The sequence below is a fragment of the Sporolactobacillus vineae DSM 21990 = SL153 genome (genome assembly GCF_000377985.1).
GTDB classification, from domain to species: Bacteria; Bacillota; Bacilli; order Bacillales; family Sporolactobacillaceae; genus Sporolactobacillus; species Sporolactobacillus vineae.
Map to the genome: position 1 here is coordinate 35,701 of NZ_KB899050.1, position 23,022 is coordinate 58,722.

Genomic DNA, 23,022 nt, shown 5'->3' on the forward strand with positions numbered 1-23,022 from the left:
TAAGATTTGAGGAGACAACCATGCGGGTAACCGTAATGCAACTAAAATCAGGGTATATTTTGAAAAAAGATGTGCACGCTCTGTCGGATGTGCCGTTGATTCCTTCAGGGACGGTACTTTCGGAGACACACATCGCTTTTTTAAAAGCTTTTCTGATCGATCATGTGGAGATTGAACCGGTGACCGCAGACGGGAAACGCGTGGCGCCCGGCGAGCCGATATCCGCTGTTGCTGCTTCACCCGAACCGGATAATATGGCTGCGGACGCACCCTCTGCGTATTACCAGTATGCGGTGACGGGTTATCACCTTTTTTTTAAGTCCTGGCAGGGTGGAGCCAATATTGATATTGGCAAGTTCCGGAAAATGGTGATCCCTCTGTTTGAGAAAAATATCCATGACCCGGTCTGGATGGGTGATTTTCTGTTGCACAGAAAAATGATCCGGAGCCGGGCAGACCGTAATCTTACGCTGGGTCTGCTGGCGGCCTTTCTCGGGATGAAAATGAGCCTGTCCCAGGGTGATGTCAATCAGATCGGCCTGGCGGGAGCACTGGCGGACTGCGGCATGGCCAGGTTTGCTCCTGCGCTGCTGAACAAAAGCGGTGATTATATCGGCAGAGAGCAGGCTTTCTATCGCAGACACGTGGTCGACAGCTATAAAATGGTTAAAACCGTTCCTACACTGAAATCCGAGACGATGCTCGCCGTTATCCAGCATCATGAACGGGAAGATGGAAGCGGCTATCCACTTCACCTGACCGGTGACAAGTTAAGTATTTACGGAAAGATCCTGGCGGTTTGTGATGCATTTCTTCATCTCGCAGTGAGGCGTGATAAAACCGGATGGCCTGTCCGGACGATGGACCAGGTCCGTTCGAGATACTATGGAAAGCTGTCCAGCTATCTGATGGACCGGCTGTTTAAAGAACTGATGACCCTACTGATCGGCATGACGGTTGAACTATCCGACGGACAAACGGGAGTCATCATTTATCTTTCGGAGAGAAATCCGACCCGCCCGATGATCCGGACTGAAACCGGTGAGATTTTTAATCTGGAGAATCATCCGCTCGTTCAGATTGTCAGTGTCGTGAATCAGGATGCCGATTAGCGGATAACATATTTTGTTGAAAAACACGGCTTGGAAAACAATTCTTGGTCAAACAGAACGGAATCAGTTTATAATTAAGTTTTGTGGACGCAGAAAAAAATTTTTTCTCGGTGTTGCATGTGGAATTATTTCGAAAAGTGTCATTTTTGCTGTTCCCTTGACAGTCTTTTTTGCTATTGTTAAGCTATCAATAAAATTTCCGGGTAGAATAAATAAGATAATCCTGTGATGGAGGTAAGTAAAGAGTGAGAGAAGACAAGTTTACGAAGGAATCTCTGACTTTTGACGATGTGCTGTTAATTCCAGCCGCTTCGGAGGTTCTGCCCCGTGACGTATCTGTAAAAACGACACTGACGGACAAGCTTCATCTTAACATTCCGATTATCAGTGCAGGTATGGATACTGTTACTGAAGCGACAATGGCCATTGCGATGGCGAGACAGGGCGGCATGGGTGTTATTCATAAGAACATGTCGATTGAGGAACAATCGGAGCAGGTCGATAAGGTCAAACGTTCAGAAAGCGGCGTCATCACGAATCCATTCTTTCTGACACCGGATGACCAAATCTACGATGCGGAGCATTTGATGAATAAATACCGGATTTCCGGAGTTCCGATCGTTGATAATAAGAATGATCAGCATCTGGTCGGTATTCTGACCAACAGGGACATGCGGTTTGTTAAAGATTATTCAGCGAGAATCGGCGACATGATGACTAAGAATAATCTGATCACGGCACCGGTCGGGACGAGTCTGAAACAAGCTGAGGAGATTCTGAATCAGCACCGGATTGAAAAGCTGCCCCTTGTGGATGACCAGGGTGTGCTTAAGGGACTGATTACCACAAAGGATATTGAAAAGGTTGTCGAGTTTCCGAATTCGGCCAAGGACGAGCATGGCCGGCTTCTGGTTGCTGCTGCTGTGGGTGTCACCGGTGACGCACTGCTGCGTGTTGAAAAACTGGTCGACGCCGGTGCTGATGCGATCGTAATTGATACGGCTCATGGGCATTCGAAGGGCGTTCTTGAGAAAGTCGCCGAAATCCGTTCAAAATATCCTGACGTGGATCTGATTGCCGGCAACGTGGCGACGCCAGAGGGAACCAAGGCGCTGATTGATGCCGGTGTGAACGTTGTGAAGGTAGGCATCGGACCCGGATCGATCTGTACGACGCGTGTGGTTGCCGGCGTCGGCGTACCGCAGATCACGGCTGTTTATGATTGCGCCAATGAGGCGGACAAACACGGCACGGCGATCATTGCCGACGGCGGAATTAAATATTCCGGCGATGTCGTTAAGGCTCTGGCGGCGGGCGGCAGTGCGGTCATGCTCGGCGGTCTGCTTGCCGGCGTCGATGAGACACCGGGTGAAAAGGAAATCTATCAGGGCCGCCAGTTCAAGGTCTATCGCGGCATGGGTTCGGTCAGTGCGATGGAAAACGGAAGCAAGGACCGCTATTTCCAGGAAAATCAGAAGAAGCTGGTTCCGGAAGGGATTGAAGGGCGTGTTCCTTACAAGGGCAAACTGGCCGACACCATCTATCAGCTGATCGGCGGCTTGCGCTCCGGTATGGGTTATTGCGGCACGCCGACCATCAACGATCTTCGTGAACAGGCAAGATTTACAAAAATTACCAATGCCGGATTACTGGAAAGTCATCCTCATGATGTACAAATTACAAAAGAGGCACCGAATTACTCTGTTAAATGATTCAGCAGCGATTGTGTGAGTCATTCAGGCAGATAAGTCGGAGCATGATCTGATAAGAGATTCGGGACAGTGTTCTTTTGCCTCGAATTTCATTTTTTTGCAGTAATGCGGGCCAGACAGGCGTGCGAATTTATTCGGGGGTGTAGGGGTTGAATTTTTCAAAAAAGCTGCGTGTTTTGGCAGTGACCGGTCTTATTTTTCTACTAGCATTTTCGCTGTCTTTACAAGGTGTGCTTGCACCAACGGCCAAAGCGGCGACAGATCCGCTCGGCCTGAAGGTGAAATCTGCCATTCTGGTGGACTACAACAGCGGCCAGATCCTTTATGAAAAAAATGCCGATCAGGTCTATCCGCCGGCCAGTATGACGAAGATGATGACGGAATATCTGGTCATGCAGGCGCTTCATCAGGGACGGCTGACCTGGAACACGAAAGTGTCGATCAGCGACTATGCGTATAACATTTCACAGAATCGCAGCTTTTCGAATGTACCGCTCAGAAGAGACTACCAATATACGGTCAGGGAACTCTATGAAGCCATGGCCATCTATTCAGCCAATGGCGCATCCGTTGCACTTGCTGAAAAGGTAGGCGGTTCCGAGAAAAACTTTGTATCGCTGATGAACCGGACAGCCAGGAAATTCGGTATGACCGGTGCCCATTACATTAACAGCTCAGGTCTTGAAAATATCGACCTTGGTAAATTTGCCTCGTACGGCGGGACGAGCGACAAGAATGCACGCAATGAGCTGTCCGCACGCGATCTGGCAAAGCTCGCCTACCATGTGATTCATGATTACCCTGAAGCACTGACGATTTCAGATATTCCGCTGAAAAACTTCACTGCCGGAGTGAATTCGCCAATACAGATGGTTAACTGGAACTACATGCTTCCGGGTCTTGGCGCCAACATGAGCAAATTCACCTATCAGGGAGTAGACGGGCTGAAAACCGGGCATACAGACCTGGCCGGATACTGCTTTACGGGTACGGTAAACCGTAACGGGCATCGTCTGATCAGCGTTGTTATGGGCACAACATCTGACAGTCAGCGATTCGATCAGACACGCGCTTTATTTGATTATGGCTATCAGCAGTTTGCCGATCATGTGGTCGCCAAAAAAGATCAGCAAATCAAAGGGTCCAAACCTGTGCCGGTACATAACGGCAAGGCCGGAACCGTGAATGCTGTTTTTGCCGGCAATGTGACGATGACGACGCAAAATGGTCAAAAAGTCAACCCCACTTTCAAAGTCACGCTTGATCGTTCAAAACTGAATAATAACGGCAAGCTCGAGGCACCTGTCAAGAAGGGTGAACAAATCGGTTATGCAACGGTTCAGTCACCGTCCGGTGCATACGGGCAGCTGTTTCCACAGAATAACCGGCTGCCGGTCGTTGCCGGTGCACAGGTGGACAAGAGCGGCTGGTTCGTTCTGATGTTCAAAGCAATCGGCGGATTTTTCGCCGGGATTTTTTCCTGGATCGTCGGTTTGTTCTGATTTCTGATTAAACTGAGGAAAGTGTCGGAACACAGGATGCTGAGGCGGCAGGTTTTGGCAGTTCTTGCTGCCTCTTGATGAAAACAGACGGAGAGAATTTTTGATACCCTAGTTATAAACTGAGATATATAGTACACTGAATGTGTGTTTAGCAATCATAAGGATCAACGAATGGATATTATCAGGAGGGATAATGTTGGCTCAGAAGGGAACAGATGTTGTCAAGAGAGGTATGGCTGAAATGCAAAAAGGCGGCGTCATTATGGACGTGGTCAATGCAGAACAGGCAAAAGTAGCAGAACAGGCCGGTGCAACGGCTGTCATGGCACTGGAACGGGTACCATCGGATATCCGTAAAGCCGGCGGAGTTGCCAGAATGGCAGATCCGGCGATTGTTGAACAGGTGCAGAAGGCGGTCACTGTTCCAGTCATGGCAAAAGCCAGAATCGGGCATATTGTCGAAGCCCGGGTACTTGAATCGATGAAAGTCGATTATATTGACGAAAGTGAAGTGCTGACACCGGCAGATGATGTCTACCATATTGACAAAAAGGCATTCACTGTTCCCTTTGTATGCGGCTGCCGTGATCTTGGCGAAGCAGCAAGGCGAATCGGTGAAGGTGCGGCGATGCTCCGGACCAAAGGTGAACCAGGTACCGGCAACATTGTTGAAGCAGTACGTCACATGCGCCTTGTGAACAGCCAGGTACGTAAGGTTGTCGGCATGTCTCCTGATGAAATTATGGTCTATGCCAAGGAACTGGGTGCCCCCTATGATGTTCTGCTGCAGATCAAGGAAGCCGGCCGGCTCCCGGTCGTTAACTTTGCAGCCGGCGGAGTGGCAACACCTTCGGATGCGGCATTAATGATGGAACTTGGTGCAGACGGCGTCTTTGTCGGATCCGGCATATTCAAGTCGGAGAATCCGGCCAAATTTGCCCGGGCGATCGTTGAAGCAACAACCTACTATCAGGACTATGAACGGATTGCAGAACTCTCGAAAGGTCTCGGTACGCCGATGAAGGGCATTGATATGAGCGTCCTCCAGCCTTCAGAGCGGATGCAAGATCGTGGAATCTGAGGTGCGTCAAAGACAATGGCTGTGAAAATCGGAGTTCTCGCCCTGCAAGGTGCGGTCAGTGAACATATTAAAGCGCTTAAGGCATCTGGAGCCGATGCACAGGCTGTCAAACACAGCAGCGAACTGGAAGACCTGGACGGTCTGGTCCTGCCCGGCGGCGAAAGTACAACGATGCGCCGTCTGATGGACGAGACCGGTCTGTATGATTCGCTGCGTTTGTTTGCAGAAAATAAGCCGATATTCGGCACATGTGCCGGGTTGATTCTGATGGCGAAAAAGATTGAAGGACGAAACGGCCCGCACCTTGGACTGCTTGATATCGATGTGCGGCGCAATGCATTCGGCCGTCAGGTAGACAGTTTTGAAGCAACATTGAATATCCGGCACGTCGGCGACAATTTTGACGGTGTATTCATCAGGGCGCCCTATATTAAAAGCGTTGGTTCCGGCGTTGAGGTACTGGCTACCTATGATGACCATATTGTCGCCTGCCGCCAGGGCCGGTTCCTGACATGTGCCTTTCATCCGGAATTGACGGGTGACACGCGGCTTCACCGCTATTTTGTGGGTATTGTCGAAGAGAACCGCTGACCGGTTGTTGCATTTTTAAGTGAATTAGTGTAAATTCTTATTTAATCCATAATGTGCTCAATGACGGGAATCAGTAATTGTGCGGTCGCTGTCCAGAGAACCGTGACGGGTGAGAAACGGTGAGCGATGTACAATGAATCCATCTCTGAGAGAAATTCCGGACAAGGTTCCGGATTCGGACAGATCAGATCCGTTATCAATGAATAAGCGGCTGGAAATGCGGATAGTCATTTCCGGCAATTTGGGTGGCAACGCGGGTTAAATCCCGTCCCTTGACAATAAGGGACGGGATTTTATTTTTTTCAGGAGGCAGATCAGTATGCTGGACATGAAATTTTTGCGTGAAAATTATCAGGAAATCAAAAAAAGAATGGCGGATCGCGGGGAAGACCTCGGCGACTTTGAGCGTTTTCCGGAACTTGACGAACAGAGGCGTGATCTGATCAGTAAGACGGAAGTCCTGAAGGCAAGACGCAATGAGGTATCGGAACAAATAGCCGCGAGGAAAAGAGCAAAGGAAGATGCGGCGGACCTGATCACGGCGATGCGCGATGAGAGTGCAAAAATCAAAGAGCTGGATGGAGCGCTTAACAGGATTGAGGACGAACTTCATCAGGTCATGTTGTCGATTCCGAACGTGCCGCACGAAAGCGTGCCGGTCGGTAAAGATGAGAATGACAATAAACCGATTCGTTTCTGGGGTGAGCCGAAGAAGTTCACTTTTGAGCCGAAACCACACTGGGATATTGCCACCCATCTGGATATTCTTGATTTTGAACGGGCGGCAAAGGTTACCGGAAGCCGTTTTGTCTTTTACAAAGGACTTGGCGTTCGTCTGGAACGGGCTTTGATCAGCTTCATGCTCGACCTTCATGAGGAGGAACAGGATTACACGATCATGATGCCGCCGTACATGGTGAACCGCGACAGCATGACCGGAACCGGGCAGCTTCCGAAATTTGAAGAGGATGCTTTTAAAATTGACGACGACAAAGGTTATTTTCTGATCCCTACAGCGGAAGTGCCGGTGACGAACTATTATCGTGACGAGATTCTGAATGGTGACGATCTGCCGATTGCTTATGCGGCATACAGCGCCTGTTTCCGTTCCGAAGCCGGGTCGGCGGGCCGTGATACGCGCGGGATCATTCGTCAGCACCAGTTCAATAAAGTTGAGCTGGTTCGTTTTGTCAAACCGGAGGATTCCTACGATCAGCTGGAGAAACTGACTGGAGACGCAGAAGAAGTGTTGCGGCGGCTGAACCTGCCGTATCGGGTAGTCAGCATCTGTACTGGCGATCTTGGCTTTACGGCGGCGAAGAAATACGATCTGGAAGTCTGGATTCCGAGCCAGAACACCTATCGCGAGATTTCTTCCTGCAGTAATTTCGAAGCATTCCAGGCTCGCCGTGCCAATATCCGGTTCAGGCGCGCACCGAAAGCGAAGCCGGAATATGTGCACACACTGAACGGGTCGGGGCTGGCCGTTGGAAGGACCGTTGCAGCGATTCTGGAGAACTACCAGCAGGAAGACGGGACGGTAATCATTCCGGAGGCACTTCGTCCGTATATGAGAAACCATGACCGGATTGCTCCTGTGGAAGACTGAGTCTGATCCGGTTAATTTTCTGAGGAGGGAAAACACATGCCTTTTCACCAGAAAGTAGATACGGAAGCACGTCTGACACGCATGATTGAAGATATGGGTATTACGCTCCATCCGGAAATGCCGATAAAGAAAAAAGATGAAGCGCAGAAACATGATAAAGAGGAGAAAAAAGATCAAAAATAAGAAACCTGCCGCAGGAGAGAAATAAAATTCTCTGAAGCGACAGGTTTTTCATTGTTACCGGGCTGCCGATCTGCTTGCCAGCCGGTCTTCAATCAATGGAACAGCCGGTTCAATCGAAGCTGGATCATTAACCAGATCATAATCATCAATATTGATTCTCAGAACGGGACAGGCGTCAAAATGACTGATCCACTGTTCATAGCGCCGATGCATTTCTTCCCAGTAACCGACCGGGGTTTCTTTTTCCATCTGGCGTCCGCGCCGGGTGATTCGTCGAATGGTTGCATCCAGCGAGCCATGAAGATAGATCAGCAGATCGGGCGCGTGGAAGTACGGCGTCATGACCATGGCTTCGAACAGGCTGGTGTAGGTCTGATAATCCGCTTCCGACATATTTCCTTTCTCGTAATGCATTCGGGCAAAAATACCGGTATCTTCATAGATCGACCGATCCTGGACAAATCCGTACGGTGACGCATCAATCCGCTTGGTTTCTTTGAAGCGCTCGCTGAGAAAGTAGATCTGCAGCTGAAAGACGTAACGGCGGAAATCCTGGTAGAAAGCATTGAGATAAGGATTGCCGTCGACTTTTTCCAGTGAGGTATGATAATTAAGACGGTGAGCCAGTGCTTTGGTAAACGTTGTTTTACCGATGCCCACCATACCTGCGACAGTGATCAGATGTTTTGAAGAACTTGCGCGGTCCATATCGTTCATCGCCTTCTTAATTGCTGTCCGTCAGAACGAACAGACGAAAATATGCGTAAAAATAAAAATCGCCGTTGCTTATAGCTGAGCGGCTGAAAATCACGTGCTATCCGAATGCAATGGCTTCAGTTTACCATGCGGATTCCGGTTTGAAAAGAGCGGAGAGAGGCGGTTCCGGATGCAATAATGAGAAATCCTGCTCGATCAATAACGTATCCGTTTACAAAATCATGAAGAACATTTGACACCTGAATCATGTTGTGTTATATTGTAATAAACCATTTTACTACTTAATATATGATCTGGATGTAAGAATGAAGACCCTTCCTAGAAGTGTAGTAGTTTTTACTTCAGGAAGGGTCTGTTTCTTTTACTTCAGTCAGCTTGTTAGATGGTGAATGGTATTATTTCACGCGCGGGCAGCGCAAGGTTTTAGGAGGCAGCTACACTATGGCTCAGAACGGTAAAGTAAAATGGTTTAACGCAGAAAAAGGTTACGGCTTCATCGAAGTAGAAGGCGGAAACGATGTATTCGTTCACTATTCTGCTATCGAAGGCGACGGCTTCAAGACTCTTGAAGAAGGCCAGGAAGTTCAGTTCGACATCGTCGAAGGCAACCGCGGACCTCAGGCAGCTAACGTCGTTAAGCTGTGATTTCCGGCATCAGCCGGTAATGCGGAAGCAGTCCTCCTAAAAAGGGCTGCTTTTTGTTGTCCCGATTGCTCCATATCCGGAATAATCGGTTAAGTGGGACTATCCCTGTTCAAACGTCGGGTTTATCTGTATAATATTCACTGTCGCCGGTCCGGCGGCAGTTTATTCGGCTCTGTAGCTCAGTGGATAGAGCGTCGGTTTCCTAAACCGTGCGTCGGGAGTTCGACTCTCCCCAGGGCCACTTCCTTTAATCACATTTCGAAAAAGCCCTCAGCCGAGGGCTTTTATATTAAATCCAGAATTGCTGCAGGAGGCTGGAGATGAAAAAATATAAAACACTGCTGTTCGATGTCGACAATACTTTGCTGGATTTCGATGCGGCTGAAGATGCGGCGCTGCACCGCCTGTTTCAGGAACAGGGTGTTGTGCTCACACCGGAGATCAAAGCAGATTATCAGATCATGAATCAGCAGCTGTGGAAGTCTTATGAAGATGGGAAAATTGACCGGACTCAGGCTGTGAACAGCCGATTTTCCCTTCTTTTTAAAACGTATGGAAAAGACGTCGACGGTGTGCTGCTGGAAAGCCGCTATCGCCGATACCTGGATCAGGGCCATCAGCTGATTCAGGGCGCCGCTGAACTGATTGCCGGACTGAAAGATCACTACGACCTTTACATCGTGACCAATGGGGTGTTGGAGACCCAAAACAGGCGGCTGCATGACTCAGGACTTTATCCGATGTTCAAAGGTGTTTTTGTTTCAGGGGCGACTGGATTTCAGAAGCCGATGAAGGCCTATTTTGACTATGTTTTTGCACGAATTCCCGGGTTTGCTCCGGAGCAGGGGCTGATCATCGGCGACTCGCTCCATTCGGATATAAAAGGCGGTCTGACGGCAGGACTTGATACGTGCTGGTTTAATCCGAAACGGCAAATGAATGAGTCCGGTCTTGTTCCGACATATCAGATTGAAAAGTTGAGCCAGCTCAACGCGCTCCTTACAGGAAGATCCGGTTAAGATTGCGGATTGGGCGTATTTTCTTGGCTCTGCCGGACTTTTTGTATATGATAGAGGATATAAGCGGATCGATCCCGAATTTAATAAAGCGGACTCTGCAACGGAAAATCAAATGAATGCTAAAAAAGTCTAATTGATATAGGAGGAAACACAATGCCATTTATTCCTTACGTCATTGAACAGTCGAATCGCGGCGAGCGTTCTTATGACATTTATTCAAGATTGTTGAAAGACCGCGTCATTTTTCTGGGCTCGGAAATCAATGATGAAATCGCCAACAGCATCGTTGCTCAGCTGCTCTTTCTCCAGTCCGAGGATTCGACAAAAGATATTTCAATCTATATCAACAGCCCGGGCGGTTCCGTATCAGCCGGATTCGCCATTCTTGATACGATGAATTTCGTCAAACCGGATATTCAGACAATTTGCGTCGGTATGGCAGCCTCGATGGCGTCGATTATCCTGACATCAGGGACCAAGGGCAAACGTCTGTCGCTGCCGAACGGTGAAGTCATGATCCACCAGCCGCTGGGCGGTGCACAGGGTCAGGCCAGCGATATTGAGATCAGCGCAAAACATATCCTGAAAACGAGAGAAAAGCTGAATAAGATTTTATCAGATACATCCAACCGGACTCCGGAACAGATTGTCGAAGACACCGACCGGGATCATTTCCTGACTGCCGAAGAAGCCAAGGAATACGGATTTATCGATAAAATCATTACTTCCCTGTAATAGTGAAATGAAGCATCCGGATCCGAACGACGGGGGTCCGGATTTTTATTTATGTGCTTTTTAGTTAACCATATATAATTATAGGTTGACATATAATTTTTCCCCTTTACAATGAGTATTATGAGACATCTAAATAAGGGGAGAAGATCGTGAAAACCAAAGAACTTGTTGAAATCGCTCTGTTTGCTGCAATCATCGGCGTGCTTGGTTTCTTACCACCGATTCCGCTGCCGTTTACACCCGTACCGATCACGCTGCAGAATGCCGGTGTGCTGCTGGCCGGCATGCTGCTGAGTGTCCGTGCCGCAATGTCCAGCATGATTTTGTTTGTTTTACTGATTCTTGCCGGAGCACCGATTCTCGGAGGCGGCCACGGCGGGGCGGGTGCGATCTTTGCATCGGTCAGCGGCGGGTTCGTTCTTGCCTGGATCTTGGAGGCGCTGGTGATCTCACTGATTCTGTCACGTTTGAAAAGGGCACCGCTGTGGCTGATGATTCTGGCCGGCATTGTCGGAGGCATTTTTATCGTCTATCCGATCGGCACACTTTGGCAGGCGGCGCTGATGCATATTTCATGGGGCGCTGCACTCCTGATGAGCGGAGTGTTTATCCCGGGTGACGTCGTCAAGGCGATTGTTGTTGCCCTGATCACTGTGAAACTCCGGGACAGAGTCAGGATCGGGGGGCATTTGCCGCAGCAGACGGTGAAGTGAAACTGAATGAATACGGCATTATGATGGCGGACAGTCCGGGTAAGCGGGCCTGTCCTGTTTTTTTTAACGCTTATGTAAAAAAAGTGATGATTCTGGATTTCAGTGTTTTGAAGGGTATAATAAATGTAAGCCCTTAAGACAGAGCAAAAATTTTCACGCAAAATAAGAAACTTTCGTGATTTTCGTTGCGTATCTTTATTGCAAGTAAAAATAGGAGGATGTCACTTATGCAGGAATTTACAACCGGAACCCTAAGAAAACCCTACTCAAAGCTGTTTGGTGCTTTTTTCTCCGGACTGCTTGCTTCAGCTGCCGGAGTTTATCTTGGTCAATATCTGCCTAAGGCACTGACAATGCCTCTGTGGATTGCCGAACTGATTCTGATATTTGCCATGATGTTCGTCAGAAAACATCAGTCCATCGGTTATCTGATGATGTATGCGTTCATGTTCATTTCCGGACTGACGCTGTATTCGGTGCTAAGTATCTATACCGGCATGCTCGGTACGACAGTGGTTTTCCAGGCATTCGCTGTGACGACAGTTGCCTTTGGCGGCATTGCCGTATATACCATGGTCAGCAAACGTGATTTCTCTTTTTTAGGCGGGTTCCTGTTTCTCGGCCTGATCGCGCTCGTGATCATTCCGATTGTCGGGATCTTCGTTCCTTTTTCCAGCACGACGATGATGATTTATTCAGGAATGGGGATTCTGATTTTCATCGGCTACACGCTGTTTGACTTCAGCAGACTGACGGTTCATGGGTTTACCGATCAGGATATCCCGATGATCGTTGTTTCGATCTATCTGGATTTTATCAACCTGTTTCTTTATATCCTGCAATTCATCGGTATCGGCTCGAAAAATTGACGGCACAGCTGTCATTCTGATTTTTATTAGAAGGTCCGGAAGATGCATAAAAACATCATCCGGACTTTTTCTGTTTTAAAAACACTTCCTGACTTGTCCGGTTTCGGGTATACTGAACGAGATAAAAAAATTTCACCCGGAGGCGGTGTTTGTGACACAACGCATCATTCAGGTTGATGAACGGCTGCCTTTGCTTGAAGGCATCCCGCTCAGTCTTCAGCATTTGTTTGCCATGTTCGGTTCAACGGTTCTTGTTCCGATTCTGTTCAAGGTTGATCCGGCAACGATTCTGCTAATGAACGGGATTGGTACCCTGATTTATCTGTTCATCTGCAGGGGGAAAATTCCGGCTTATCTGGGTTCGAGTTTTGCCTTTATTTCTCCGGTTCTGTTTGTACTCGCCAATAACGGGTACGAAGCGGCACTGGGCGGGTTCATCGCTGTCGGCCTGACGTTCATTGTCATCTCATTTATCGTTCACGCTGTCGGTACCAAGTGGCTGGATATCGTTTTCCCGCCGGTCACGATGGGATCGATTGTCGCCATTATCGGGCTGCAGCTGATCCCGACGGCAGCCCAGAGTGCCGGACTGATTGCGCCGGCGGGTGCAGCAAAGTGGGCCCCGGATCCGGCGACACTGACGGTTTCACTGCTGACCTTTGCGATCACTTTACTTGGCTGGGTGCTATTCAGAGGATTCCTGAAAATCATTCCGATCTTAATCGGCATTATCTCCGGATATGTGATCGCGGTGCTGGCCGGCCTGGTGGACTTTGCACCCGTTCTCAAGGCAAGCTGGCTGTCGCTGCCGACATTTTACACACCGCAGTTTAATCTGTCGGCTATCGCCGTGATCCTGCCTGCCGCCCTGGTCGTCGTTGCCGAACATATCGGCCACCTGATTGTGACGAGCAATATTGTCGGTAAAGATCTCCTGAAGGATCCGGGACTTGACCGGTCGATCTTCGGCAACGGAATCTCAACGGTGATTTCCGGCTTTGTCGGTTCGACACCCAACACGACATATGGTGAAAACATCGGTGTTCTGGCGATCACCCGCGTCTACTCAACCTGGGTGATCGGCGGTGCTGCCGTGATTGCTGTGGTTCTCTCGTTCATCGGCAAGCTGTCCGCGCTGATCTCGACGATCCCTCCAGCGGTCATTGGCGGTATTTCGCTGATCCTGTTCGGCGTCATTGCGACGAACGGCTTCCGTATTTTTGTTGAATCGAAAGTCGACTTTGCCCGGTCCCAGAATATCATTCTGAGTACGGTCATCTTTGCGACCGGCATCAGCGGCGCAACGATCAATCTCGGGAAGGTTGCCCTGAATGGCATGGGGCTGGCAACCGTCGTCGGCGTGCTGCTGAGCCTGTTTTTTGCTCTGATCAATAAGTTTCATCTCTCTAACGAAGAATAATAGAATTGAGACAGCGGTCAAAAATTTTTATGCACCTCCGGCAGGTGCTTTTTTATTCGGAAGAACTGCAAAAGTGTACGGATCAAAAAGGGGGTGACAGAATGCATGGCGAAGATGAACGTTATATGGCGCTGGCAATTGACGAGGCAGCCAAAGCTCGGGCGATCGGTGAGGTGCCGATCGGTGCTGTGATCGTCAGGGAAGGCGCGGTGATTGCGCAGGCTTACAACCAGCGTGAAACCTTGCAGGAGCCCACGGCACATGCCGAACTGTCTGCCCTTCGTGAGGCAGGCCGGAAACTTGGTACGTGGCGCCTGACGGGCTGCACGCTCTATGTCACACTGGAGCCGTGCCCGATGTGTGCGGGTGCCGTCGTGCTGTCACGCATTGACCGGCTGGTTTTCGGAGCACCGGATCCAAAAGCCGGCTGCGCCGGGACGCTGATGAATCTGGTTCAGGACAGCAGGTTTAATCATCAGGCTGAAGTCGCCGGTAATGTGCTTGGGGAGCAGTGCGGGGCGCTGCTCACGGACTTTTTCAGTAATCTGAGAAGGGAAAAAAGAGGCCGGGCCAATGACCGGCCGGAAATTTGAATTTTTGGCCGTCTCACGTTATGATGAGAATACTTTATGAGCATGAGCATAAGTTGAGTTAAGTTTGAGCCGAGTATAGAAGAGCAGAGCTGAGTTGAGTTGAGTAACATAGCAGAATGACCGGCTTTCCGAAAGCCTTCTTTTCTGCACATCCATTCATACAGTTTGTCGCTCTTCTGTATAAAAATTTTTATACAGGGGGTCCTCTTATGAGTCTCTTATCCAATGACCGAATGCAGCCAACCACGGTCTATTCAGCAGGTTCCGGCCTGCACATCACACGAACAAAACAATCCGTCAATGCCGAAGAATCCGTTTCACAGCTGATCCGCATGCTTGACGATCACAAGGGCGCGCTGTATGACAGCAGCTATTCGTTTCCCGGCCGTTATTCCCGGTGGAGTATCGGGTTCGTCAACCCGCCTGTCACGCTGACGTCCCGAGGAAATACGTTTCAGATCCGTCCGCTGAATGCGCGAGGCCGGGTAATCACGGCTTACCTCGAAAAATATTTACATAGTCCCGCCTTTTCCATCAGCAGCGACAGTGCAGGCGGCCTCGCGGGTGCAGTCCGGAAAGAAACGGAAGAACACCGGTTGCTGAAGGAAGAAGACCGGACACGCCGGCCTTCGGTATTTATCCTTTTACGTGAAATTGAAAAACTGTTTCATAGTGATGATGAATTTCTTGGTTTATACGGCGCCTTTGGCTTTGATCTGATCCATCAGTTTGAGACCGTTCCGCTGGCGAAAAAAAGACCGGAGAGTCAGAATGACCTTCAGCTCTATCTGCCGGACGAACTGATCGTTGTCGACAGAGAGAAAAATGAGGCTTGCCGCCTCTCTTATGAGTTTCGTTTCGATGGCGGGACGACGGTCGGACGTGACCGGGGTGGAAAAATAGATGCCTTTGACCAGGCAGAAAGCGCTCCGTCTGCGTCATTTGCCGATCAGAAGGGCGATTATGCGGCCCTTGTCCGCAACGCCGGGCAGGCATTCCGAAAAGGGGATTTGTTTGAAGTTGTTCCCAGCAGGGTCTTTTCCCAGCCGTGTACACGCCGTCCTTCTGAAGTTTTCCGCCGGCTTCAAAAAGTTAATCCGAGTCCTTACGGTTTTCTGATCCATCTGGACCGCAGCGAGTTTCTAATCGGCTGCTCGCCGGAAATGTTTGTCCGGGTGAAAGGTGCATCTGTTGAGACATGTCCGATTTCCGGGACGATCCGTCGTCGCGGATCCGTCATCGAAGACGCCGAACAAATAAAAACATTGATCGGCTCGCCTAAAGAGGAGTCGGAGCTAACCATGTGCACGGATGTCGACCGGAATGACAAATCGCGGATCTGTGTCCCCGGATCTGTTGAAGTCATCGGACGCCGGCAGATCGAAGCATACTCCCACCTCTTCCACACAGTCGATCATATCAAGGGCCAGATCAGAAACGGTTTAGACGCCATCGATGCATTCGTCAGCCACATGTGGGCGGTGACGATTACCGGGGCACCGAAACTGGAAGCTGTCAAGTGGATTGAGCATCACGAAAAAACGCCGCGCGGCTGGTACGGCGGGGCGGTCGGCTGGATGGGTTTTAACGGGGATATGAATACCGGTCTGACGCTTCGCTGTCTGCAGCTTCAGGGCTGCGTGGCCCGGATACGCGTCGGCGCGACGCTGCTCTATGGTTCGGACCCGGAGAAAGAAGAACAGGAGACGCTGACGAAAGCGGCAGCACTGTTCGAGGCACTGAACGTTCCGGAAACAGACGGTCATGTCTCCGTAAATGAACCTGCAGGTTTACCCGGAAGACGGCTTCGTCTGCTTTTTGTTGACCACGAGGATTCTTTTGTTCACACGCTGTCCGGCTATTTCCAGACACTGGGCGCCGAAGTGACCGTCCTTCGCAGTCCGTCCGCGCGGCGTCTGATTGAAAACGACCGTGAATCCTTTGATCTTGTTGCGTTGTCTCCAGGTCCCGGTGAGCCTTCCCGATTTAAAATGGATGAAACAATCCGTCTGTGTCTGGAGAAACATCTGCCGATCTTCGGTATTTGTCTCGGCCTTCAGGGCATCGTCCGTTACTTCGGCGGCAGCCTTGAAACATTGCCGGCGCCGATGCACGGAAAGTCATCGGTCATCATTCCTTCTGCGCATTCACGGCTGTTTCAGGGTTTGCCGGCGCAGTTCAGGGCAGGGCGCTACCACTCCATCGCAGCAAAGGAAATTCCTGATGTACTGGTCGTCACCGCAAGGACCGAAGACGGCGTAGTCATGGCGGTTGAACACCGGACGCTCCCGATCGCGGCTGTCCAGTTCCACCCGGAGTCGATCATGTCCATGGGCGGCCACGCGGGAATGAAAATCCTGGAAAATGTGATCCGGATGGCCCAGGCACAGCCGGTTTGACAGAGGAAGAGGGATCTGAAAGGTCAGGGTATGCGATAACGAATAAACAGTCAATGAATTTGCGGCATTCCGATGGGTCTGCCACATTATTTTTTTAGTCGGAACAGGAAAGTATTGATCGCGCCGGCGGTTTTTTGTATACTTTAGTCCGTTAATAAGTTAAATCTTGCTGTGCATTCATGAACGGATCGTGGGTGCCGAATTTTATATGAAAAGGATTATGAGAGCTAATGAATCGTAAAAACACATTGAATATCTGGCTTCTGACTGCCCTGGTGGTCGGTAATATGGTCGGATCGGCTATATTCATGCTGCCCCGGACACTTGCGGAAACGGCGAGTCCCGGGGGCACCCTGCTTGCCTGGGGCATGACCGGATGCGGCGTCCTGTTCATCGCCATGGTTTACGGGATACTGGCTGAACGGAAACCGGAACTTACGGGTGGCCCTCAGGTTTATGCAAAAGCATTGTTTTCGGAAGGAAGTGAGCGGTCCAGACTGACAGGCTATTTTGTTACGTGGGGCTACTCGATCGCCAATTTTGTCGGCAATGTTGCGGTGATCACGACTTTCTCCGGTTATCTGGCAACATTTTTCCCGGTACTTTCCAGCCGGACACTTTTACCGCTGCCAGGTCTGTCGCTGACCTGGGGGCACTTTCTCAATTTTCTCGTCTGCTCCGCACTGCTCTGGTTTGTTTATTTTCTGATTTTGAAGGGTGTGCAGGGAGCAAGCAAAATCAATTTTGTGGCGACCGCTGCCAAGGTCATTGGTTTTGTCCTTTTTATTGCCGTTGCCCTGTTTGTTTTTCAGGTCGGTCACCTGATTCCTTTTACGACGATTACCTTGAATGGCAGTCACCCGGGTATGATGAACCAGGCCGACAGCGCGGCGGTGATGATGCTCTGGGCGTTTATTGGCATTGAATCAGCAGTCGCCTTCTCAGCCAGAGCAAAAAACCGGCGCGATGTCAAATGGGCGACGATCATCGGCCTTCTTGTAACATTATTTATCTACATCGCGATCACGCTTCTTGTTATGGGTGCACTGACCAGACATGACCTTCTGCTGTCTACCAAACCGCTGGTTGATGCACTGGCAGAAATCATTGGTGCTCCGGGTGCTTATATCCTTGGCTTTCTCGCCCTGGTCAGCCTGTTCGGGTCATCGATTGGCTGGATCATGCTCAGCGCAGAGGTTCCCTATCAGGCGGCCAGACAAGGTTACTTTTTCAGAGCGATGGCTGTGACCAACCGGCATGGAACAGCGAGCCGGTCCCTGCTCCTCACATGCATCGTCGGACAGTTTTTTATTTTTTCCACACTGCTGCAGTCTATTTCCGACGCATTTGACTTTGTCTCGACGGTTGCCACGCTGTCCTATCTCGTGCCTTATATCTTTGCCGCGGTTTATTTACTCAAACTGGTTGTATCCGGAGAAGGCTATGAACGGCAGCCGCGGCAAAGGGTAAAAGACGGCCTGATCGGTGCGGTTGCTGCGGCGTACACACTTTGGATCATTAAAGCCGGCACCGGCGACGCGTATACATTCTGGACGGGGATCGGGATGATCCTGTCCGGTATTCTGTTCTATCCGCTGATTCAGAGGTACAAATTAGGAAAACAGCCGGCCGGCGACAGTGAAGACCTGAATGAGAAAGGTTCGTGAACGATCGGAACAGCCGGTCGGCGAAGGTATGGGCTTGTATTTGCCGTGAATGTATGTTACACTGGCATGCGTTACGGTAATTCGGCTATGGAGGCGTACCCAAGTGGCTGAAGGGGACTGACTCGAAATCAGTTAGGGCGTCGTTCGGCGCCGCGGGGGTTCAAATCCTCTCGCCTCCGCCATTAATTTTTTGTCTTGTTATAAAACTTGCCGTGCTAGACGGGGAGGCAGCGGTGCCCTGTGACTCGCAATCCGCTATAGCGAGGTTGAATTCCTTTTCGAGGTTTGTACGCTGTGAGGCAGCCTCAGATACGTGGTGTTGACGCCTGGGTCCTGCGCAATGGAAACTCACGAACCCTGTCAGGTCCGGAAGGAAGCAGCAGTAAGTGAGACCTTTCGTGTGCCGCGGGGCTACCTGGGCCGAGCCGGCGACCTGAGAAGCGCTCATGGCGTACTTATCGACAAAAGGTGCACGGCGTTAAATAAACCATACTCAAGGGCTATCGGAATTCTTTCTGATAGCCCTTGTTTTAACTACAGCGGTTTGTGCCTGTGTGCCTTTACAACGCGCCGAATGGGCCACGGTTCACTTCGCTGATGGTAATCGTTATAATGAATTTATGAAATGATACTGCCTGCTTTCTCAGGCAAAGGGGGATGGACGTTGGCCTATCAGGCACTTTACAGAGTATACCGGCCACAGACTTTTCACGATCTGGCCGGTCAGCAGCGCATCACACAAACGCTGCAAAATGCTCTGGTGAGGCAGCAGTTTTCCCACGCCTATCTTTTCACAGGACCACGCGGAACCGGGAAGACAAGCGCCGCCAAAATACTGGCCAAAGCTGTCAATTGTGAGCACGCACCGGTCGCCGAACCGTGTAATCAATGCTCGGCGTGTCGTGGAATCACTGAAGGGCGCATTGCCGACGTCATCGAAATTGACGCTGCTTCCAACAATGGTGTCGATGAGATCCGGGAAATCCGCGATAAGGTTAAATATGCGCCGAGTGAAGTGCGGTATAAAGTGTACATCATCGATGAAGTACACATGCTGTCGACCGGTGCCTTCAATGCTTTGCTGAAGACACTTGAGGAGCCGCCGGAACATGTTGTTTTTATTCTGGCGACAACCGAGCCGCAGAAGATTCCATTGACGATCATTTCACGCTGCCAGCAGTTCGACTTCCGGCGGATTCCTGCTTCGGCAATTGCCGACCGTCTCAAATTTGTCAGTGATGATCAGCATCTTAAAGCGGAAGATGAAGCGCTTCAGCTGATCGCCCGGGCGAGTGAGGGCGGGATGCGCGATGCGCTGAGTGTGCTCGATCAGACGGCGGCATATGGCGACGGAAAGGTGACGGTACAGGACGTACTGGACGTCACCGGCATGGTTTCTGATCGCCTGATCGTCGCACTGACAGAGTCACTGGAGGCCCGCGATGCCGCTGCGGCTATTGAGAAAACCGCTGAGCTGCTGGATCAGGGAAAGGATTCTCTGCGGCTGATCGAGCAGTTGATTTTTTACTACAGAGATTTGCTGCTCTATCAGACGTCGCCGGATCTTGAGGATATCCTGAGCCGGCCGCGGACTGATCCTGCCTTCCGTGATCAGGCTGAAAAAATACCTGCGGAACGGCTCTATCAGGTCATCCACCAGCTCAACGACGCGCTACTGGAAATGAAACGCACCAGTCATCCCCGTATCTTTCTCGAAATGGTCATGGTAAAATTATGCCGGAACGGCCGGGAAAAGAGGCCGGAGGAAGGATCGGGGACGGATACGTCTGCTCTTGAGAAACGGATCGACGCTCTGGAGCGGCAAATGAAAGAACGAACGGTTTCTGAAGGCAGTGCGGCGACACAGCCGGCGAGCGGACCGGCAGAACGGCGACAGGCCCGTTCAGCAGGGGCGCACCGGGTTCCGATCGGGAAACTTCGGCAAGTGCTTGACACAGCAACCAAGGATGACCTGACAGAGCTGCGTTCGGCCTGGGGCGAAGTCATGGCCAGAATCAAAGAACAGAATGTGGCGGCACATGCCTGGCTGCTCGAGAGCCACCCGGTCGCCAGTTCTCCGGACGCCTTTATACAGGCGTTTAAGTATGACTTTCATCGCGAAATGGTGCTCGATGCAAAGAGTCATATCACCGATTTGGTTCAGTCTGCGCTTCAGGGGATCATCCATAAAGACAAGGTCATGTACCCGGTTTCCGAAAAAGCCTGGGAGAAACTTAAGAGCGATTTTATTCAACGGTCGAAGGCTGCCGGTCATCCGGAAGAGGAAGAGCAACAGAAAGACCCACTGGTTGAAGAAGCAAAGAAACTCGTTGGTCCCGACCTGCTTGATATAAAAGATTAAAAAATTTGGAGGCGGTAGAAGATGATGCGTGGAAATATGAACAGCATGATGCGACAAGTACAGAAGATGCAGAAACAGATGGCGGAGGCTCAGGAGAAGCTCAAGAGTGAGTTTGTTGAAGGCACGGCCGGTGGCGGGGTGGTCACGGTCAAGGCGAACGGCCATAAGCAGATTACAGATATTGTGATCAAGCCGGAAGCCGTCGACCCGGATGATGTGGATATGTTGCAGGATCTGGTTCTGGCCGCTGTTAATGATGCGCTGACAAAAGTCGATGCTCTTGTCGGCCAGCGGCTCGGGAAGTTTACTAATGGACTGAATCTTCCGGGTATGTGAGTGTTATTAGTTTCCAATAGATTGTGCCGAGCGGCGGGTTCCGTGATTCCGGGAGACGGAAGCGGGGTTCGCTGCTCGCTGCGTACAGGATTATTTTAAGGAGGCGGCACAGTCGTGCAATATCCTGAACCGATTGCAAAACTGATTGAAAGTTTTATGAAACTGCCGGGAATCGGACCGAAAACAGCAGTCCGTCTTGCTTTCTTTACTGTGGATATGAATGAAGAGGACGTCATGGACTTTGCCCGTTCGCTGGTTGATGTCAAAAGGAAGCTGGTTTACTGTTCTGTCTGTCAGAATATCAGTGATCGTGATCCCTGCCCGATCTGTGACGACTCATCCCGGGATCATACGACGATCTGTGTGGTCCAGGATCCCAAGGATGTTGTCGCCCTGGAGAAGATGCGTGACTATCACGGCGTCTACCACGTGCTTCATGGTGTGATCTCGCCGATGGACGGCATCGGCCCTGAGGACATTAAAATCACGGAACTGATTCACCGGCTTGAAGATGAGTCGGTCAAAGAAATTATACTGGCGACCAATCCGACGGTTGAGGGCGAGGCAACAGCCATGTACATTGCCAGGCTCGTGAAACCGATCGGCGTCAAGACGTCAAGGATTGCTCACGGTCTTCCGGTAGGCGGAGATCTGGAATACGCGGATGAAGTGACATTGTCCAAAGCACTGGAGGGCAGAAGAGAACTATAAAAAACAGTGCTGGAAGAGGAGGGAAATATATGTTTGGTAGAAAAAATGGATTATTACGAAAAGAAATAACGCAGGCGTTACTGGAATCACTGACACGCTGTAAACATGACTGGATGAACAAGAAGGAACTTATTGAATCCAGTATTGATCCTTCGGAAGAAGTTATCTATCAATTGAAACTTTCCGAATCCAGATATCTTTTTCTGTTGAAGGAAGTTCGGGATCTCCATATTTATATCGAAAACTGACCGGTTCTATCAGGGACATGCCCTCCATACATTAAGAGGAGCGGGAGCAGTCAGGCTCCAAAAGGAGGAGGCATAGTGTTATGACCGGTTATCTGTGGATTGCCGCCGTACTGATCGGTGTTTTTTTTCTTATGATTCTCTGTTTTTCGTTTCATCCGTTGAAATGGGCCGGACGGGTGATCGTCCGTACCCTTGTGGGCGTATTCTTCCTCTTTCTGTTGAACACAGCAGGCGCGTCATTCAGCTTTCATATTCCGATTAACCTGATTACAGCAGCTGTGAGCGGCCTTCTGGGTGTGCCCGGTATCGCAGCGCTTATTCTGATCAAATATACAATGGGTGTCTGAATATCAGCCAATCTATAAAATTGGTGGTTGACGGTTTTAGATTCAGATGTTATTATATTTCTTGCCGCGTTTTTCATAGCTCAACGGACGAACATTGATGGTATCCGTCGAACAATTTATTATTGCGGTTTATGAAAGACCAAAAAAAACATGTTGACTTTTCCTTGATGACATGATATTATTAAAAAGTTGTCGCTGAGGAAAAGCGGCAGGAATGGTTCCTTGAAAACTAAATAAAAGCCAAGCGTGATTGGAAGGGTAAACCCCTTTTAGTCAATTCAATTTTGCTGAGGATCGAATGAACGAAAATGTAAGAAACGGAAGCTGAGGCTTTCGCAGGGATCGTTCAAGGGCAAGGACAAAAAGGGCCGAGGAGTTCGAGGAAGCGAAGGCGCGAGTACCGGAGCGTATTGCGATACGTGAGGAATGAAGCGGCAAGCTGACAAAGAAA

Annotated in this window: 22 protein-coding genes, 2 tRNA genes, 1 other RNA gene and 1 other annotated feature; of the genes, 24 read left to right on the forward strand and 1 reads right to left on the reverse strand. The window is 50.1% G+C overall.

The genetic code is table 11. The annotated features are described in order from the left end of the window. The first annotated feature begins 35 nt into the window (after positions 1-35). The 7 genes from D889_RS0110835 to D889_RS15635 all read left to right on the forward strand — a co-directional run bounded on the left by D889_RS0110835 (position 36) and on the right by D889_RS15635 (position 7,790). Positions 36-1,112: an HD-GYP domain-containing protein gene (locus D889_RS0110835; RefSeq protein ID WP_010630853.1), complete on the forward strand. Its 1,077-nt coding sequence runs from the start codon at positions 36-38 to the stop codon at positions 1,110-1,112. 245 nt (positions 1,113-1,357) lie between these two features. Beyond that, positions 1,358-2,824, forward strand: coding sequence for an IMP dehydrogenase (guaB, locus tag D889_RS0110840; protein WP_010630854.1), 1,467 nt, complete (start codon positions 1,358-1,360; stop codon positions 2,822-2,824). Positions 2,825-2,973: 149 nt separating this feature from the next. After that, positions 2,974-4,326 (forward strand): serine hydrolase, encoded by a 1,353-nt coding sequence (locus D889_RS0110845; RefSeq protein WP_010630855.1) that lies wholly within the window; start codon positions 2,974-2,976, stop codon positions 4,324-4,326. 196 nt (positions 4,327-4,522) lie between these two features. After that, positions 4,523-5,407, forward strand: coding sequence for a pyridoxal 5'-phosphate synthase lyase subunit PdxS (gene pdxS / locus D889_RS0110850; protein ID WP_010630856.1), 885 nt, complete (start codon positions 4,523-4,525; stop codon positions 5,405-5,407). A 21-nt stretch (positions 5,408-5,428) separates the two neighbouring features. Then, entirely contained in the window at positions 5,429-5,998 is a 570-nt protein-coding gene (pdxT, locus tag D889_RS0110855) for a pyridoxal 5'-phosphate synthase glutaminase subunit PdxT (protein ID WP_274517441.1), read from the forward strand. A 51-nt stretch (positions 5,999-6,049) separates the two neighbouring features. Continuing rightward, positions 6,050-6,274: a binding site (T-box leader), on the forward strand. 43 nt (positions 6,275-6,317) lie between these two features. Continuing rightward, complete coding sequence (gene serS, locus D889_RS0110860; RefSeq protein ID WP_010630858.1) at positions 6,318-7,607, forward strand: serine--tRNA ligase; 1,290 nt, start codon at positions 6,318-6,320, stop codon at positions 7,605-7,607. 36 nt (positions 7,608-7,643) lie between these two features. Beyond that, a complete protein-coding gene (locus tag D889_RS15635) occupies positions 7,644-7,790 on the forward strand; it encodes a hypothetical protein (RefSeq protein WP_018962344.1) in 147 nt (48 codons plus the stop codon). Between the two features lie 54 nt (positions 7,791-7,844). On the opposite strand, the gene D889_RS0110870 is transcribed toward D889_RS15635, so the two are convergent. After that, positions 7,845-8,498, reverse strand: a complete 654-nt coding sequence (locus tag D889_RS0110870) for a deoxynucleoside kinase (protein ID WP_010630859.1) — start codon at positions 8,496-8,498, stop codon at positions 7,845-7,847. A 450-nt stretch (positions 8,499-8,948) separates the two neighbouring features. Here D889_RS0110870 and cspD point away from each other — a divergent pair, with 450 nt between their 5' ends. From cspD to D889_RS0110955, 17 genes are all read left to right on the forward strand, one after another. Further along, positions 8,949-9,152, forward strand: coding sequence for a cold-shock protein CspD (gene cspD, locus D889_RS0110875; protein WP_010630860.1), 204 nt, complete (start codon positions 8,949-8,951; stop codon positions 9,150-9,152). Positions 9,153-9,320: 168 nt separating this feature from the next. Beyond that, a tRNA-Arg gene (locus D889_RS0110880) sits at positions 9,321-9,393 on the forward strand. A 79-nt stretch (positions 9,394-9,472) separates the two neighbouring features. Then, positions 9,473-10,171, forward strand: a complete 699-nt coding sequence (locus D889_RS0110885; protein WP_010630861.1) for a YjjG family noncanonical pyrimidine nucleotidase — start codon at positions 9,473-9,475, stop codon at positions 10,169-10,171. Between the two features lie 153 nt (positions 10,172-10,324). Further along, on the forward strand, positions 10,325-10,906 hold the full coding sequence (gene clpP / locus D889_RS0110890) for an ATP-dependent Clp endopeptidase proteolytic subunit ClpP (RefSeq protein WP_010630862.1): 582 nt from the start codon (positions 10,325-10,327) through the stop codon (positions 10,904-10,906). Positions 10,907-11,055: 149 nt separating this feature from the next. Continuing rightward, a complete protein-coding gene (locus tag D889_RS0110895) occupies positions 11,056-11,619 on the forward strand; it encodes a biotin transporter BioY (protein ID WP_010630863.1) in 564 nt (187 codons plus the stop codon). A gap of 227 nt (positions 11,620-11,846) precedes the next feature. Next, complete coding sequence (locus D889_RS0110905; RefSeq protein WP_010630864.1) at positions 11,847-12,488, forward strand: Bax inhibitor-1/YccA family protein; 642 nt, start codon at positions 11,847-11,849, stop codon at positions 12,486-12,488. A 151-nt stretch (positions 12,489-12,639) separates the two neighbouring features. Then, positions 12,640-13,908 carry a uracil permease gene (gene uraA, locus D889_RS0110910; protein WP_010630865.1) on the forward strand — a complete coding sequence of 423 codons (1,269 nt, stop codon included), beginning with the start codon at positions 12,640-12,642 and terminating at the stop codon, positions 13,906-13,908. 101 nt (positions 13,909-14,009) lie between these two features. Then, on the forward strand, positions 14,010-14,501 hold the full coding sequence (gene tadA, locus D889_RS0110915; protein ID WP_026039002.1) for a tRNA adenosine(34) deaminase TadA: 492 nt from the start codon (positions 14,010-14,012) through the stop codon (positions 14,499-14,501). A gap of 116 nt (positions 14,502-14,617) precedes the next feature. Beyond that, a complete protein-coding gene (locus D889_RS0110920) occupies positions 14,618-16,900 on the forward strand; it encodes an anthranilate synthase component I (RefSeq protein ID WP_010630867.1) in 2,283 nt (760 codons plus the stop codon). Positions 16,901-17,130: 230 nt separating this feature from the next. Then, positions 17,131-18,567: an amino acid permease gene (locus D889_RS0110925; protein ID WP_010630868.1), complete on the forward strand. Its 1,437-nt coding sequence runs from the start codon at positions 17,131-17,133 to the stop codon at positions 18,565-18,567. Positions 18,568-18,656: 89 nt separating this feature from the next. Next, positions 18,657-18,749: transfer RNA gene (locus D889_RS0110930), tRNA-Ser, on the forward strand. A gap of 28 nt (positions 18,750-18,777) precedes the next feature. Then, positions 18,778-19,043: signal recognition particle sRNA large type (gene ffs, locus D889_RS15435), an RNA gene on the forward strand. 188 nt (positions 19,044-19,231) lie between these two features. Continuing rightward, positions 19,232-20,929 (forward strand): DNA polymerase III subunit gamma/tau, encoded by a 1,698-nt coding sequence (dnaX, locus tag D889_RS0110935; protein ID WP_010630869.1) that lies wholly within the window; start codon positions 19,232-19,234, stop codon positions 20,927-20,929. A gap of 21 nt (positions 20,930-20,950) precedes the next feature. Beyond that, positions 20,951-21,265, forward strand: a complete 315-nt coding sequence (locus D889_RS0110940) for a YbaB/EbfC family nucleoid-associated protein (RefSeq protein ID WP_010630870.1) — start codon at positions 20,951-20,953, stop codon at positions 21,263-21,265. A 114-nt stretch (positions 21,266-21,379) separates the two neighbouring features. Continuing rightward, complete coding sequence (gene recR / locus D889_RS0110945) at positions 21,380-21,976, forward strand: recombination mediator RecR (RefSeq protein WP_010630871.1); 597 nt, start codon at positions 21,380-21,382, stop codon at positions 21,974-21,976. A gap of 29 nt (positions 21,977-22,005) precedes the next feature. After that, positions 22,006-22,224: a YaaL family protein gene (locus D889_RS0110950; protein ID WP_010630872.1), complete on the forward strand. Its 219-nt coding sequence runs from the start codon at positions 22,006-22,008 to the stop codon at positions 22,222-22,224. 80 nt (positions 22,225-22,304) lie between these two features. Further along, positions 22,305-22,571, forward strand: a complete 267-nt coding sequence (locus tag D889_RS0110955; protein ID WP_010630873.1) for a pro-sigmaK processing inhibitor BofA family protein — start codon at positions 22,305-22,307, stop codon at positions 22,569-22,571. The last annotated feature ends 451 nt before the right edge of the window (positions 22,572-23,022 follow it).

Excerpts from the sequence above, each read along its gene's own strand:
- D889_RS0110835 (WP_010630853.1), top strand. The coding sequence starts at position 36 with ATGCAACTAAAATCAGGGTATATTTTGAAAAAAGATGTGCACGCTCTG.
- serS (WP_010630858.1), top strand. The coding sequence starts at position 6,318 with ATGCTGGACATGAAATTTTTGCGTGAAAATTATCAGGAAATCAAAAAA.
- D889_RS15635 (WP_018962344.1), top strand. The coding sequence starts at position 7,644 with ATGCCTTTTCACCAGAAAGTAGATACGGAAGCACGTCTGACACGCATG.
- D889_RS0110870 (WP_010630859.1), bottom strand. The coding sequence starts at position 8,498 with ATGGACCGCGCAAGTTCTTCAAAACATCTGATCACTGTCGCAGGTATG.
- cspD (WP_010630860.1), top strand. The coding sequence starts at position 8,949 with ATGGCTCAGAACGGTAAAGTAAAATGGTTTAACGCAGAAAAAGGTTAC.
- D889_RS0110885 (WP_010630861.1), top strand. The coding sequence starts at position 9,473 with ATGAAAAAATATAAAACACTGCTGTTCGATGTCGACAATACTTTGCTG.
- clpP (WP_010630862.1), top strand. The coding sequence starts at position 10,325 with ATGCCATTTATTCCTTACGTCATTGAACAGTCGAATCGCGGCGAGCGT.
- D889_RS0110905 (WP_010630864.1), top strand. The coding sequence starts at position 11,847 with ATGCAGGAATTTACAACCGGAACCCTAAGAAAACCCTACTCAAAGCTG.
- tadA (WP_026039002.1), top strand. The coding sequence starts at position 14,010 with ATGCATGGCGAAGATGAACGTTATATGGCGCTGGCAATTGACGAGGCA.
- D889_RS0110920 (WP_010630867.1), top strand. The coding sequence starts at position 14,618 with ATGACCGGCTTTCCGAAAGCCTTCTTTTCTGCACATCCATTCATACAG.
- D889_RS0110925 (WP_010630868.1), top strand. The coding sequence starts at position 17,131 with ATGAATCGTAAAAACACATTGAATATCTGGCTTCTGACTGCCCTGGTG.
- D889_RS0110940 (WP_010630870.1), top strand. The coding sequence starts at position 20,951 with ATGATGCGTGGAAATATGAACAGCATGATGCGACAAGTACAGAAGATG.
- D889_RS0110950 (WP_010630872.1), top strand. The coding sequence starts at position 22,006 with ATGTTTGGTAGAAAAAATGGATTATTACGAAAAGAAATAACGCAGGCG.
- D889_RS0110955 (WP_010630873.1), top strand. The coding sequence starts at position 22,305 with ATGACCGGTTATCTGTGGATTGCCGCCGTACTGATCGGTGTTTTTTTT.